Raw genomic sequence first — 12333 nt, forward strand, 5'->3', positions numbered from 1 at the left:
ACACCCGGTCACGTTCCGATCCCGGTCAGTTAAGCCTGCCAGCGCCGATGGTACTGCCCCCGAAGGGGGGTGGGAGAGCAGGACACCGCCGAACAAACACAATAAAAGGCTCGCCCTTCGGGGCGGGCCTTTTATGTTTGTGCGTCCTTTGCGCCTTCCCGGGTTCAGGGCCGCTGTTCCGCGCCGCCTTCCGTCGGCCGTGCTCAGGTGGCGTCCGCGGGTGCGTCGAGTGCGGTGGCGAGCAACCGGCTGAACTGCTCCAGTTCGCGCGGTGTCAGGCGGGCGAGCGGGGTCACCTTCAGCGCGGCATCGATCACCTCGGCCCGCACGCGCCGCCCCTCGGGCGTCAGGGTGACCACGCGCGAGCGGCGGTCGTTCGGATCGACCGAGCGTTCGACGAGTCCGCGCTCGGTGAGCTGGTTCATCACGAAGCTGAGATTGGGACTGTTGCAGAACAGGCGGCCCGCCACGGTCTTCATCGACGGTGCCGGCTCGTCCGGGTCGATCGCCCACAGGGCCTGCGCGGTCGCGTAGGTCAGCCGGTTCGCGGCCAGGGCCTCCGAGAGCAGTGACTCCGACTGCATGACGAGCGACTGGCTCGCCACCACCGCCACTTCCAACGCGCTCCGTGCCATGGCTCCAGGGTAGCCCGCAAAGCTTCGAGACTCGAATCATGTGTTAACTTCAAGTCTCGAACTATTTTGGTGACCTCGGAGGGCTGCTCCCCATGGACGACTACGCAGGCTCGACGGCCCTGATCACCGGCGCGTCGAAGGGGCTGGGAGAGGCTTATGCGCGTGAACTCGCGGCGCGCGGAGCGGACCTGGTGCTGGTGGCGCGGTCCGCGGACGCCCTTGAGCGGGTGGCGCGGCAGATCCGGACGGAGCGGGGCGTCCGCGTCGATGTGATCGCGGCCGACCTCGCCGACCGTTCCTGCGTCGACGCGCTGCTGCGCGAGATCGACAAGGACGGTCGCCCGGTCGACCTGCTGATCAACAACGCCGGAATCGGCGCGGTGGGGCCGTTCCTGGACGAGCCGCTGGGGCCCAACCTGGGGTCGATCGACCTCAACGTCACGGCCTTGGTCGCCCTCGTGCATGCGATCGGCGGCCGGATGCGGGCACGGGGGCGCGGCGGCATCATCAACGTGGCCTCCCTCGCCGCGTTCCAGCCGATGCCCTTCCAGGCCACCTACGCCGCGAGCAAGGCCTTCCTCCTCTCCTTCACCGAGGCGCTCGCCGAGGAGCTTCGCGGCACCGGCGTCCGCGTCATGGCGGCCCACCCCGGTCCCGTCGACACCGGGTTCTTCGACGCGACGACAGCGGAGATCGACCCCCAGGCCGATTCGGCCGAGAGCGTCGCCGCCAGGACGCTCGACGACTTCACGCGCGGCCGGACGAACTCCTATCCCGGGAAGGCGTCGCGCCGCCTCAGCACCCTGGCGCCCCGCGTCCTGCCGCGTGCCGCGGTCGCGCGCCTCGCCGGCGACTTCAACCGCAGAGCGGGGCTGGCCGGAGCGCGGAACAAGGCGGCCGGCCGGACCGAGGGCAGGTGATGAGCCCCCGATGCGATCAGCGGACGCCCCTGATCGGGGCATCGGGGTCGCGCCGCGCGGATCGGTGGCAGCAGGGGCTGAGCCGTGCTCGCGGCCCGGCGCGATGACCCGGCGTCCGGACGGCCGCTCACCGGGTCGGCGGCCTTCGCCACCGTCCCCGCGGTCGTGGACCGGCCGCCGGGTTCGGCTGGACCCTGTTCGCGGCGCTGTCGTGGGCGTGGTCAGCGCCGTCCGCCGTCGGGCAGCAGGCGGCGGATGTGCGCGTCACCGTCGGCCGCGCGGCTGAGCGGGGCGAGTGGAAGGGGCCGCGGGTCCGCGTCGGCGGTGCGGCCGGCGATGACCAGGCTGCGCACCGCGGCGACGAGCCGGTACAGGCTGAGCCGGTCCACCAGGTCGGGCGGTGCGAAGGCGGCGGGGTGGCTCTCGGCCAGCAGCCGCAGCACCTCGCGGGTGTCGGCCGTGCGCCACGCGGGGGTGCCGAGATTGTCGCGCAGGTACGGTTCCAGCTCCAGGTCGGCCGGGCCGAAGCGGACCCATTCGAGGTCCAGCAGCGCCACCACCTCATCCTCGTGCCAGAGCGCATTGCCCGGGTGGGCGTCGCCGTGCAGGCAGCCGATGCCGGCCGGGGCGGATCCGGCGGGCGGTGCGGACAGGGGGTCGGTGCGGGTGAGGCCGTGCAGGCGCTCGGCCACCCGGTCCAGCAGCGCGGCCGGCACGCCGTCGATGCCACGGGCGGCGTCGAGGAGGCGCAGTGCGCGGTCCAGCGGGAGGGGCACGATGTCGGCGCCGATCACGTCCGTGATGCCGTCGAGCCGGCGGGGCGCGGTCAGCAGCTCCACGACCTGGGCGGGGAACCGGTGCTCGTGCAGGAGGGCCAGCGCCGCGCCGAGCCGGTGGACGGCGGCCCGGCGCCGCGCGGCCGTCAGGGTGTGCCAGACCTCGACCAGGGGGACGCCTTCGACGGCGCGGGTGAGCTGCCAGGCGAGTTCGCCGTCAGAGCCGGCGTCGAGGACTTCCGGATAGGGGAAGCCCGGTGGGAGCGCCGCGGCGACCGCCGCCTCGCGCCGGAACCGGGCCAGGTCGCCGCGCCAGCAGACGCGCAGGACCGTGCCGCCGATCCGCCAGGTGTCGTTGGAGTCGCTGGGCAGCGGCACCGGCTCCGCCGCCGGCGCCCGCACCGAGGGGAGTACGTGCGCGAGCCGTGCCGTCCGGGTCGTCGGCGGTATGGCGGTTCACCTCCTGGACGGGGGCGGGGCGCGGAGCCCTGCTTCGTGGCGAGCGTATCCGAGGGTGGGACGGTTGATATAGCAACGCTAGACAGAGTCGTCAGTTCAATATAGCGTAGCTATATTCGACCATCGAGGAGGCCGCCATGGCGACCGGCACCGCGACCGGAATGTCCGAAGACCAGATCGACGAAGCGCTCCAGCAGCTGGCGCGGCAGGTCTCGTACCCGCTGCGCTCCCCGGTGCTGCGCACACCGGAGGACCTCGGGCTCGACTACGAGGACGTCACCTTCCCCTCGGCCGACGGCGTGCCGCTCGAAGCGTGGTACATCCCGTGCCCGGGCTCGGAGAAGCTGGTGATCGCCAACCACCCGCTGAACTTCAACCGCTACGGCTACCCCTCGCACCTCGACCCCTGGCGGTCGTTCGGCGCCGCCGGCGGAAACACCTTCGAGGTGGACTACATGGCGGACTACCGGATCCTGCATGACGCGGGCTACCACGTGCTGACCTACGACTTCCGCAACCAGGGCCAGTCCGGGGCGGGGAACGGCGGCGTCGGCGGCCAGGGCTTCATGGCGCGGGACGTCGTCGGCTCCCTGCGCTTCGCGCGCTCGGACGCACGGACCCGGGGCCTGGCAATCGGCCTCTTCAGCCGCTGCCAGGGCGCGAACGCCTCCATGTACGCGATGCACCGCAGTCCTGGGGAGTTCGCGGACGTCCGGTGCATGGTCGCCCCGCAGCCGCTGTCCGTGCATGCGGCGCTGGCCCGCGCGCTGGAGTCGATGGGCCTGCCGGAGCGGCTGGCGCAGGCGGAGCGCGAGATCCAGCTGGTGAGCGGCCTGACGCGCGAGGTGACCACACCGATCCGGGCGGCCGGGTCCGTACGCGTGCCGACCTTCCTGTACCAGGTCCGCGACGACCTGATGACCACTCCGGACGACGTGCAGGCGATGTTCGACGCCATTCCGATCGCGGCGAAGCGGCTGATGTGGATCGAGGGCACCACGGCCCGCTGGGACGGCTACCTGGAGTTCCAGCGCCGGCCGGCCCCCATGCTCGACTGGTTCGCGCGGCACATGGGCTGAGCCGAGCGGCGCCCGCGGACCCGTCCACCGGAGTCCGGGGGCACCGCTCCGTACAATGGCCGACGAGATGACCGCTCCCGACGACGTCCCCCTGGCCGAGCTGCCGCCGCGGCAGCGGATCCTCCGCGCGGCCGGGCTGCTCTTCGAGCAGGCGAACACCTCCGACGTCTCGACCCGGGAGGTCCAGCGCCTGGCCGGGGTCACCGCGCCGACGCTCTACCACCACTTCAAGGACAAAACGGGGCTGATCGAGGCCGTCATCGAGGACGCCTTCCAGCGCTACCTCGCCGAGAAGCGCGCCCTGACGGCCGGCCTCAGCCCGCTGAGCGCGCTGCGGGCCGGCTGGGACATGCACGTCGAGTTCGGCATCGGCCGGCCCGTCCTGTACAGCCTCATGTACGCCCCCGCCAAGGGCGGGCGCGAGGCGGGGGCGGCCAGGACGGCGCGGGAGGAGCTGCGGGCGAGTCTGCGGGCCCTCCAGGACGCGGGGCTGCTCGTCGTCCCGGCCGACGAGGCGGTCGCCCTGCTGGAGGCGGCCGCGACCGGCGCCACCCTGCACCTCATCCGGAACGGCGGGAGCGCCGACGCGCCCCACGTGCGGCAGCTCAGGGACGCGGTGATCGTGCGGCTCACCGGTGTCGCGGACGACGAGGGGCCCGGGCACGTGCCCGCCGCCCGCCGGCTGCTCGGCTCCCTCGCCGACACCGACGTGCCGGGGCTGAGCGGCCGGGAACTCGCGCTGCTGCGCGACTGGCTCGCGCGCATCACCGCCGACCGCGCCTAGGGCGTCTCGCGGCGGAGGGCCGGGCGGCGCAGCCAGGTGGCCCAGCGCCAGAGCCATTCGAGGGGGCCGAAGCGGTAGCGGCGCAGCCAGAGGGCGGAGAACAGCCACTGGATGGCGAGGATGGCGCCGACGGCCCACAGGGCCGCCGTCAGGGACTGGCCGATCGGCAGGCCCAGGAGGCGGCTCGCCGCCAGGACCAGGACGGTGGCGGTCAGGTAGTTGGTCAGCGCCATCCGGCCCAGCGGCGCGAAGACGGCCCGCAGCAACGGCCGCAGCGGCGTCCTGAGCAGCACCAGCAGGACGCACACGTACACACCGGTGAGCATCAGATCGGCCACGGAGGACGTGACGGAAGGCAGCGCCGGGCCCGCCACGGGCCGCTCGGCCGCCTGGAGCCACAGGGTGATGGCCGCGCCCGTCGCGAAGACCAGGCCCAGCAGGATCGGCCCCCGGGTGGAGTGCTCGATCCGCTCGACCAGCCCGTACCGGGCCAGCGACGAGCCGGCCAGGAGCAGCCCGGCGATCATCAGGGGGCCGCCCACGGTGGTGAGCAGCGCCGTCGGGACCAGCACGGCGGCGAGGACGGCCACGGCCCAGCGCGGCAGCCAGGAGCAGGGCAGCAGCACCAGTATGCCGACGACGGCGTAGAAGGTCAGGATGTCGCCCGGCCACAGCAGCAGCATGTGCGCCAGACCGAAGACCAGCAGCGCCAGCAGTCGGCGCAGCAGCACCAGGCGCGGGCGCGCGCCGCGGCTCGCGGCGGAGTCGAGCAGCAGCGAGAAACCGATACCGAACAGCAGCGAGAACACCGGCAGGCCGAGCCAGGGCGCCGCGTCCCCCAAGGGCGGCGCCACGACGGCGGTGCCCGCGGTGGCGATCAGCTGGATGTTGGCGAGCAGGATGCCGCACAAGGCGAAGCCGCGCAGCACATCGAGCGCGGCGATACGGGGCCGAGGCGGTCCGGCCGGGCTCGGCGCCGCGGCGGTGGAGGGTTCAGGTCGCATGGGGTCCCATCCTCGGGATCCGGGGCTGCGGGGGCATCGGCCGAAGGGACGCTTCGCGAGGGAGGCGGCGTACTTTCGGCCGGTTCTGCGCGCGGGCGGGCGGCTCTAGTCTGAGGGCCATGAGGCTTCGCGGGTGGGTGACCGGGCAGGTCAGGAGGGGTGTCCGGACCGGGGTGGCCCTCGGGGCGGGGCTCGGCGCCCTGTTCGCGGCGGCGCTCGTGTTCCAGGCGGCCGGGCTCGCGCAGACCTGGGGCGGCGCCTCCTGGCCCTTCGACTTCGCCGCCGGGGCGGTGGTGTGCGCGCTGGCGCTGGCGCGTCGCCGCGACCGGGTGCGCACGGCGGCCGCGGGCCTGGCCGTCGCGGCGGCCGCCATCGTGGTCGCCCGTCTCGCCGGGCTGCCGAGCGAGCCCAGTCCGGCCATGGCCATGGGGCTGGCGGTACTGGTCGGCTCCGCCGTGCGGGTGCTGCCGGTGCGTCAGGCGGTGGCCGTCGCGGTCGGGGGACTTGTAGTGGCGCTGGGGGGTCTGCTCGGTGCGGCGCTCGCCGCGGCGAACAGTGCCGTGGCGGTGCTGAACGGGGTGGCGTGGGCGGCGGCCGTCGCGTTCGGGCTCGCCTTGCGGCTGCTCGCCGCGCGCCGCCGGGCGGCCGCCGAGCGGGTGCGGCGCGAGGAGCGCCTGGAGCTGGCGCGGGAGCTGCACGACGTCGTGGCGCACCACATCGCCAGCATCGTGCTGATGGCGCAGGCCGCGCCCATCACCGCACGCAAGGGGGCGGACTCGGCGGCGGCGTCCTTCGCCGGGATCGAGGCGGCCGGGGCCGAGGCGCTGGCCGCGACGCGGCGGGTCGTCGGCCTGCTGCGCGACAGCGACGACGCGGCGCCCGTGCGGCCGGGGCCGGAAGGGCTGGGCGAGTTGGTGGGCCGCTTCGGCGGGCGCGGCCCCGCCGTGGACCTGCGGCTGCCCGAGGGGGAGCCGCAGTGGCCGCCCGAGGTGACCAGCACCGTGTACCGGGTGGTGCAGGAGGCGCTGACCAACGTCGTCCGCCATGCTCGGCGCGCTTCCGCCGTCACGGTCACCGTCGGCCAGGACGACGGGGCCGTCACCGTGGAGGTGGTCGACGACGCCCAGCCGGTCCGACGCGGTCCGGCGCCGGACGGGGGCGGCTTCGGGCTGCTCGGGATGCGCGAACGCGTCGAGGCGCTGGGCGGGACGCTGCGCGCCGGGCCCGGGGCCGAGGGCGGCTGGTCGGTGCGCGCCGTGCTGCCGCTGCCGTACCCGCGGCGGCGGGCCGGGGCGGCGGCGTCGGGGACGTCCCGGTGACGATCCGGGTCCTGGTGGCCGACGACCAGCCGATGATCCGGGCCAGCCTGCGCATCATCCTTGAGGACCAGGACGGCATCAGCGTGGTCGCCGAGGCGGCCGACGGCGCCGAGGCGGTGGCGCTGGCGCGGCGGCTGCGCCCGGACGTGTGCCTGGTGGACATCCGGATGCCCGCCCTCGACGGCATCGAGGTCACCCTGGCCCTGGCCGGGCCGGGCGTCCGCGAGCCGCTGCGGGTGGTGGTGGTCACCTCCTTCGACCTGGACGAGTACGTGTACGGCGCGCTGCGCAGCGGCGCGGTGGGCTTCGTGCTGAAGGACGCGGGCCCGAACCTGCTGGTGGAGGCGGTACGCGCCGCGCACGCCGGTGACGCCCTGGTCTCCCCGGCCGTCACCCTGCGGCTGCTGCGCCGGATCGCGGCGGCCGAGGAGGCGCCCGCGCCCGGGGAGGCGCCGCCGCTGTCGGAGCGGGAGTTGGAGGTGGTGCGGGCCATCGCCCGCGGCCGCACCAACCAGGAGATCGCCGCCGAACTGTTCATCTCGCTGAGCACGGTCAAGAGCCATGTGTCGCGCATCCAGACCAAGCTGGGGATGCGCAACCGCGTCGAGATCGCCGCCTGGGCCTGGCAGAGCCGGGTGATGGCCGGAGCTTAGCGCCGATGGGGCGCCGGCCGGGTGCCGGCGGCCCGGCGGGGCCGGCCGGGGCGGCTATCGTGCGGGTGTGGTGGGTTCCGGGCGGCTGCCGCTGCTCTTTCTCGATGTCGACGGGCCGCTCATTCCCTTCGGCGCGGAGTGGTATCCGGCGTTCCGGGTGGACGGCGGACCGCGTGACGGCGGTTCGAATCCGCTGCTGGACCGGGTCGATCCCGGGCACGGGCGCCGGTTGGCGGCGCTGCCGTGCGAACCCGTGTGGGCCACGACCTGGCTGGAGGACGCGAACGTGTGCGTCGCGCCGCGGCTCGGCCTGCCACGGCTGGACGTGGTGGTCTGGCCGGAGCCGTCCGACACCGACGAGCGCGACGCGCGGGCCGGGCTGCACTGGAAGACGCGCACCCTGGTCGAGTGGGCGGCCGGACGCCCCTTCGCCTGGGTCGACGACGAGATCACGGCGGCGGACCGGGACTGGGTCTCCGCGCACCATCGCGGCAGCGCCCTGCTGCACCGCGTCGATCCCCGCCGGGGACTCACCGACGCCGACTACGCGGCCGTCGACAGGTGGGCGCGTACGGCTGCGGGGGCGGTGCCGCCGCACGGTGCGGTCTGAGAGCGTCGCACACCGGGCCGCCCTCCGACGCAGGCGGGGACCGGTTCAGTCGAAGGCCCCGTGGCGCCCTTCGCCGGAGGCGAAGCGGGCGGCGCCCTGGACGGCTTCGGCTTGGAGGGCGATCTGGCCGTGCTGGAACTCGCCGGCCAGGGCCTCGGCTTCGTCGCGGCCGGACTGCTCCAGGAGGGAGAGGCGGTCACCGCGCAGGGCGGTCTGCGGGAAGGCGGCGATCGCGGCGGCCAGGTCCTCGGCGGCCGAGCGGCTCTGGCCGTTGGGGACGACGCGGTTGGCCAGGCCGATGGCGAGGGCTTCGTCGGCGTCGACGGGGCGGCCGGTGAGGACGAGGTCCATCGCGCGGCTCTCGCCGATGAGACGGGGGAGGCGCACGGTGCCGCCGTCGATGAGGGGCACGCCCCAGCGGCGGTTGAACACGCCGAACACGGCGTTCTGCTCGGCGATCCGCAGGTCGCACCAGAGCGCCAGCTCCAGGCCGCCGCCCACGGCGTGGCCGGCGATGGCGGCGATGACGGGCTTGGACAGCCGCAGCCGGGTGGGGCCCATCGGGCCGTCGCCGTCGGCGGCGATCGCGGGCTCGTCGGAGGTGCCGAGGGACCTGAGGTCGAAGCCGCTGCAGAACGACGGCCCCTCGCCCCACAGGACCGCCACCCGCGCCTCGGGGTCGTCCTCGAAGTCCTGGAAGGCGCCGACCAGCGCCTTGGCGGTGGGGCCGTCGACGGCGTTGCGCACGGTGGGGCGCGCCAGCACGACGGTGGTGACCGGGCCGGTGCGCTCCACTCGGACGGTCTTGATCGCGGCGGTGGCCATCAGCGTCTCCCGGGCTCGTCGTCGGAGTGTCGGGTGAGGTAGTCGATGTAGAGGGGGCGCAGGACCTCGCCGATGTCGCCTTCGCCGGCGGCGAGGAAGTCGCTGATCAGGGTGGACAGCTGCGCGGTGTCGGCGTTCGCCCGGTCGATGTTGCCGGTGGTGGCCTCCGCGGCGGGCAGCGACCGCAGCACCTTCCACAGGAAGGCGGCGTCCAGGCGGCGCGCCGCGAGCCGCATGGCGCGGTCGTGCAGCTGCTCGGTGGGCAGCCTGGACAGCGGGTTCGGGTCGCCTGCCGCATCCGTCATGGCTTGCTTTGTACCCGGCGGTGCTCCGATGACTCCGGGGGAAGTTAGCCATGATTAACTGGGCATCGTCGGTGAAGGGTGCGAAGGCGGAGAAGGAGGGCCTGATGGGCGCTACCGCTCCGATCCGGGTGGTGATCGCCAAGCCCGGGCTCGACGGCCACGACCGCGGCGCCAAGGTCGTCGCGCGTGCGCTGCGCGATGCCGGGATCGAGGTCATCTACACCGGCCTGCATCAGACCCCCGAGCAGATCGTCGAGGCCGCGCTGCAGGAGGACGCCGACGCCATCGGCCTGTCGGTCCTCTCGGGCGCCCATATGACCCTCTTCACCCGCGTCACCGAACTGCTGGCCGAGCGCGACGCCGCCGACATCGTGCTGTTCGGCGGCGGCATCATCCCTGACGACGACATTCCGGCGCTGGAGCGCGTCGGGGTGGCGAAGGTGTTCACGCCCGGGGCGCCCACCAGCGAGATCGTCGACTGGGTGCGCACGCATGTGGCGTCGGACGGCGCAGCGGCCGGAAGCTGAGCAGCCGCCCCCTTGGACCTCGAACAGGTACTCATCCTGGTCTCTGCTGCCCTGGCGGCGGGCTGGATCGACGCGGTGGTGGGCGGCGGCGGGCTGCTCCTGCTGCCCGCGCTCATGGTCACCGCGCCCGGGCTGCCCGTCGCGACCGTGCTGGGCACCAACAAGCTGGCCGCGATCATGGGCACCTCATCGGCGGCGGTGACCTACAGCCGGCACACCCGGCCCGACGGGCGGGTGACGCTGCCGGCCGCGCTGCTGGCCGTGGCGGGGGCGGGCGCCGGGGCGGCCTGTGCCAGCATGATCTCCTCGGACATGCTGCGGCCGATCGTGATGATCGGCCTGACCGCGGTCGCGGTGTTCGTGGCGGTGCGCCCGCAGTTCGGCGCGGCGGCCCACGCCGACCTGGCGACCCGGCGCCGCATGGTGCTGGCCGTGCTACTGACCGGCGGCGTGATCGGCTTCTACGACGGGATCCTGGGGCCGGGCACCGGCACCTTCCTGATCATCGCCTTCACCCTGGTCATGGGCCTGGACTTCGTGCACGCCTCGGCGTCGGCCAAGATCGTGAACACCGGTACGAACCTCGGCGCGCTGCTGGTCTTCGGCCTCCAGGGGCACGTGCTGTGGCAGCTGGGGCTGCTCATGGGGGTGGCGAACATCGTGGGCGCGCAGATCGGCGCGCGGATGGCGATCCGGCGCGGTTCGGCCTTCGTGCGGGTGGTGCTGCTGGTCGTGGTGGTCGCGCTGGTGCTGCGACTGGGCTACGACCAGTTCATGGCGGGCTGACGGCGGCGCCGCCGCTGCGCAGGGGCAACGGCGCCCCGGCGGGCACGTGCTCCGGCGGCGCGCACTAGGCTCACCTACGCGGCCGCCCCGCGTGCGGGCCGGCCACCCGATCCGTAAAACACGCCGAGTCGCAAGGACGGACCTCGTGGACCTGTTCGAACACCAGGCGAAGGAGCTCTTCGCGGAGTACGGGGTCCCGGTGCCCCAGGGGAAAGTGGCGCACACGCCCGAGGAGGCGCGCGAGATCGCCGAGGGCTTCGCCGCGACGGGCACCGCGCGTGTCGTGGTCAAGGCGCAGGTGAAGACCGGTGGGCGCGGCAAGGCCGGTGGTGTGAAGGTCGCGGACGGTCCGGCGGACGCCGAGGAGAAGGCGCGCCAGATCCTGGGCATGGACATCAAGGGCCACACCGTGCACAAGGTGCTGGTCGAAGAGGCCAGCGACATCGCGGAGGAGTACTACTTCTCCTTCCTGCTGGACCGCGCGAACCGCACCTTCCTGTCGATCGCCTCCGCCGAGGGCGGGATGGAGATCGAGGAGGTCGCGCACACCAATCCCGAGGCGGTCGCCAAGGTGGCGGTGGACGCGCTGGCCGGGGTGGACGCGGCCGCGGCGGCTGAGATCGTCCGCCAGGCCCGGCTGCCGGAGGCGGCGGCCGCGGGCGCGGCCGAGCTGATCGAGAAGCTGTGGACCGTCTTCGTCAAGGAGGACGCCACCCTGGTCGAGGTGAACCCCCTCATCCTGACCCGCGACGGCCGGGTGGTCGCGCTCGACGGCAAGGTCACCCTGGACGACAACGCGGAGTTCCGCCAGGACAAGCACACCGCCTTCGCCGACTCCTCGGCCACCGACCCGCTGGAGGCCCGCGCCAAGGAGAAGGGGCTGAACTACGTCAAGCTCGACGGCGAGGTCGGGATCATCGGCAACGGTGCGGGCCTGGTCATGTCGACGCTGGACGTGGTGGCCTACGCCGGTGAGGAGTTCGGCGGGGTGAAGCCGGCGAATTTCCTGGACATTGGTGGTGGTGCGTCGGCGGAGGTGATGGCCAATGGTTTGGACATCATTCTGGGTGATCCTGCGGTGAAGAGTGTGTTCGTGAACGTGTTCGGTGGGATCACGGCGTGTGACGCGGTGGCGAACGGGATCGTGCAGGCCCTGGAGTTGCTGGAGAGCCGCGGTGAGTCGGTGGACAAGCCGCTGGTGGTGCGTTTGGACGGCAACAACGCGGAGTTGGGCCGGTCGATCCTGACCGAGCGGAACCACGGTGCGGTGCAGCAGGTGGACACGATGGACGGCGCGGCGCGGCGGGCCGCCGAGCTGGCGTCCCGGTAGCGGCAAGAGAACGTGATTCGAGAAGGATGGTTGGGCGATGGCGATTTTCTTGACCGCTGACTCCCGGGTGCTGGTGCAGGGTATGACCGGGTCGGAGGGGTCCAAGCACACCGCGCGGATGCTGGCGGCCGGTACCAACATCGTGGGCGGGGTGAATCCGCGTAAGGCGGGTGCCAGTGTTGATTTCTCCGGTACGCAGGTGCCGGTGTTCGGCTCGGTGGCCGACGGGATGAAGGCGACGGGCGCGGACGTATCGGTGATCTTCGTGCCGCCGAGGTTCACCAAGGACGCGGTGATCGAGGCGATCGACGCGGGGATCGG

General features: G+C 73.3%; 14 protein-coding genes, 1 rRNA gene and 1 pseudogene. 11 read left to right on the forward strand and 5 right to left on the reverse strand.

Annotation, left to right across the window (positions count from 1 at the left end; translation table 11 throughout):
- Window positions 1-94 (forward strand): 5S ribosomal RNA (gene rrf / locus CLV72_RS34060); the annotation flags it as partial.
- Between the two features lie 109 nt (window positions 95-203).
- Here rrf and CLV72_RS31455 read toward each other — a convergent pair.
- A complete protein-coding gene (locus tag CLV72_RS31455; RefSeq protein WP_106253860.1) occupies window positions 204-635 on the reverse strand; it encodes a MarR family winged helix-turn-helix transcriptional regulator in 432 nt (143 codons plus the stop codon).
- Window positions 636-727: 92 nt separating this feature from the next.
- Between CLV72_RS31455 and CLV72_RS31460 the strand changes: the two genes are divergently transcribed.
- A complete protein-coding gene (locus CLV72_RS31460; RefSeq protein ID WP_106253861.1) occupies window positions 728-1555 on the forward strand; it encodes an SDR family NAD(P)-dependent oxidoreductase in 828 nt (275 codons plus the stop codon).
- Between the two features lie 221 nt (window positions 1556-1776).
- Here the strand turns inward: CLV72_RS31460 and CLV72_RS31465 are convergent, their stop codons facing one another.
- Window positions 1777-2733: a phosphotransferase family protein gene (locus tag CLV72_RS31465; RefSeq protein WP_170141195.1), complete on the reverse strand. Its 957-nt coding sequence runs from the start codon at window positions 2731-2733 to the stop codon at window positions 1777-1779.
- A gap of 194 nt (window positions 2734-2927) precedes the next feature.
- Between CLV72_RS31465 and CLV72_RS31470 the strand changes: the two genes are divergently transcribed.
- Both CLV72_RS31470 and CLV72_RS31475 read left to right on the forward strand, forming a co-directional pair.
- Window positions 2928-3869, forward strand: coding sequence for an alpha/beta hydrolase family protein (locus CLV72_RS31470; protein WP_211303195.1), 942 nt, complete (start codon window positions 2928-2930; stop codon window positions 3867-3869).
- Window positions 3870-3936: 67 nt separating this feature from the next.
- Window positions 3937-4653: a TetR/AcrR family transcriptional regulator gene (locus CLV72_RS31475; protein ID WP_170141196.1), complete on the forward strand. Its 717-nt coding sequence runs from the start codon at window positions 3937-3939 to the stop codon at window positions 4651-4653.
- Here the strand turns inward: CLV72_RS31475 and CLV72_RS31480 are convergent.
- Complete coding sequence (locus CLV72_RS31480; protein ID WP_106253864.1) at window positions 4650-5657, reverse strand: DUF418 domain-containing protein; 1008 nt, start codon at window positions 5655-5657, stop codon at window positions 4650-4652. The two genes, CLV72_RS31475 and CLV72_RS31480, sit on opposite strands and share 4 nt — an antisense overlap.
- A gap of 119 nt (window positions 5658-5776) precedes the next feature.
- Here CLV72_RS31480 and CLV72_RS31485 point away from each other — a divergent pair, with 119 nt between their 5' ends.
- The 3 genes from CLV72_RS31485 (at window position 5777) to CLV72_RS31495 (ending at window position 8239) form a co-directional block, all read left to right on the forward strand.
- Window positions 5777-6976 (forward strand): sensor histidine kinase, encoded by a 1200-nt coding sequence (locus tag CLV72_RS31485; protein WP_106253865.1) that lies wholly within the window; start codon window positions 5777-5779, stop codon window positions 6974-6976.
- On the forward strand, window positions 6973-7629 hold the full coding sequence (locus tag CLV72_RS31490) for a response regulator (RefSeq protein WP_106253866.1): 657 nt from the start codon (window positions 6973-6975) through the stop codon (window positions 7627-7629). The genes CLV72_RS31485 and CLV72_RS31490 overlap by 4 nt, the downstream gene beginning before the upstream one ends.
- Window positions 7630-7696: 67 nt before the next feature.
- Window positions 7697-8239, forward strand: a complete 543-nt coding sequence (locus CLV72_RS31495; RefSeq protein WP_106253867.1) for an HAD domain-containing protein — start codon at window positions 7697-7699, stop codon at window positions 8237-8239.
- A 45-nt stretch (window positions 8240-8284) separates the two neighbouring features.
- Here the strand turns inward: CLV72_RS31495 and CLV72_RS31500 are convergent, their stop codons facing one another.
- Both CLV72_RS31500 and CLV72_RS31505 read right to left on the reverse strand, forming a co-directional pair.
- Window positions 8285-9064 carry a crotonase/enoyl-CoA hydratase family protein gene (locus tag CLV72_RS31500; RefSeq protein WP_106253868.1) on the reverse strand — a complete coding sequence of 260 codons (780 nt, stop codon included), beginning with the start codon at window positions 9062-9064 and terminating at the stop codon, window positions 8285-8287.
- Complete coding sequence (locus CLV72_RS31505) at window positions 9064-9369, reverse strand: hypothetical protein (RefSeq protein WP_106253869.1); 306 nt, start codon at window positions 9367-9369, stop codon at window positions 9064-9066. The genes CLV72_RS31500 and CLV72_RS31505 overlap by 1 nt, the downstream gene beginning before the upstream one ends.
- Before the next feature lie 104 nt (window positions 9370-9473).
- Here CLV72_RS31505 and icmB point away from each other — a divergent pair, with 104 nt between their 5' ends.
- The 4 genes and pseudogenes from icmB to CLV72_RS31525 form a co-directional block, all read left to right on the forward strand.
- Window positions 9474-9896, forward strand: a complete 423-nt coding sequence (gene icmB / locus CLV72_RS31510; protein WP_106253870.1) for a coenzyme B12-dependent isobutyryl CoA mutase small subunit — start codon at window positions 9474-9476, stop codon at window positions 9894-9896.
- A gap of 12 nt (window positions 9897-9908) precedes the next feature.
- Window positions 9909-10682, forward strand: a complete 774-nt coding sequence (locus CLV72_RS31515) for a TSUP family transporter (protein ID WP_106253871.1) — start codon at window positions 9909-9911, stop codon at window positions 10680-10682.
- Between the two features lie 145 nt (window positions 10683-10827).
- Window positions 10828-12012, forward strand: coding sequence for an ADP-forming succinate--CoA ligase subunit beta (sucC, locus tag CLV72_RS31520; protein ID WP_106253872.1), 1185 nt, complete (start codon window positions 10828-10830; stop codon window positions 12010-12012).
- A 37-nt stretch (window positions 12013-12049) separates the two neighbouring features.
- Window positions 12050-12333, forward strand: a pseudogene (locus CLV72_RS31525) (succinate--CoA ligase subunit alpha); the annotation flags it as partial.

Origin of the sequence: Allonocardiopsis opalescens, assembly GCF_003002095.1 — a bacterium.
Classification (GTDB): Bacteria; Actinomycetota; Actinomycetes; order Streptosporangiales; family Streptosporangiaceae; genus Allonocardiopsis; species Allonocardiopsis opalescens.

Bases quoted from the DNA above. Each gene is read 5' to 3' on its own strand.
- CLV72_RS31455 (WP_106253860.1), bottom strand. From the start codon at position 635: ATGGCACGGAGCGCGTTGGAAGTGGCGGTGGTGGCGAGCCAGTCGCTC.
- CLV72_RS31460 (WP_106253861.1), top strand. From the start codon at position 728: ATGGACGACTACGCAGGCTCGACGGCCCTGATCACCGGCGCGTCGAAG.
- CLV72_RS31470 (WP_211303195.1), top strand. From the start codon at position 2,928: ATGGCGACCGGCACCGCGACCGGAATGTCCGAAGACCAGATCGACGAA.
- CLV72_RS31475 (WP_170141196.1), top strand. From the start codon at position 3,937: ATGACCGCTCCCGACGACGTCCCCCTGGCCGAGCTGCCGCCGCGGCAG.
- CLV72_RS31480 (WP_106253864.1), bottom strand. From the start codon at position 5,657: ATGCGACCTGAACCCTCCACCGCCGCGGCGCCGAGCCCGGCCGGACCG.
- CLV72_RS31485 (WP_106253865.1), top strand. From the start codon at position 5,777: ATGAGGCTTCGCGGGTGGGTGACCGGGCAGGTCAGGAGGGGTGTCCGG.
- CLV72_RS31500 (WP_106253868.1), bottom strand. From the start codon at position 9,064: ATGGCCACCGCCGCGATCAAGACCGTCCGAGTGGAGCGCACCGGCCCG.
- CLV72_RS31505 (WP_106253869.1), bottom strand. From the start codon at position 9,369: ATGACGGATGCGGCAGGCGACCCGAACCCGCTGTCCAGGCTGCCCACC.
- icmB (WP_106253870.1), top strand. From the start codon at position 9,474: ATGGGCGCTACCGCTCCGATCCGGGTGGTGATCGCCAAGCCCGGGCTC.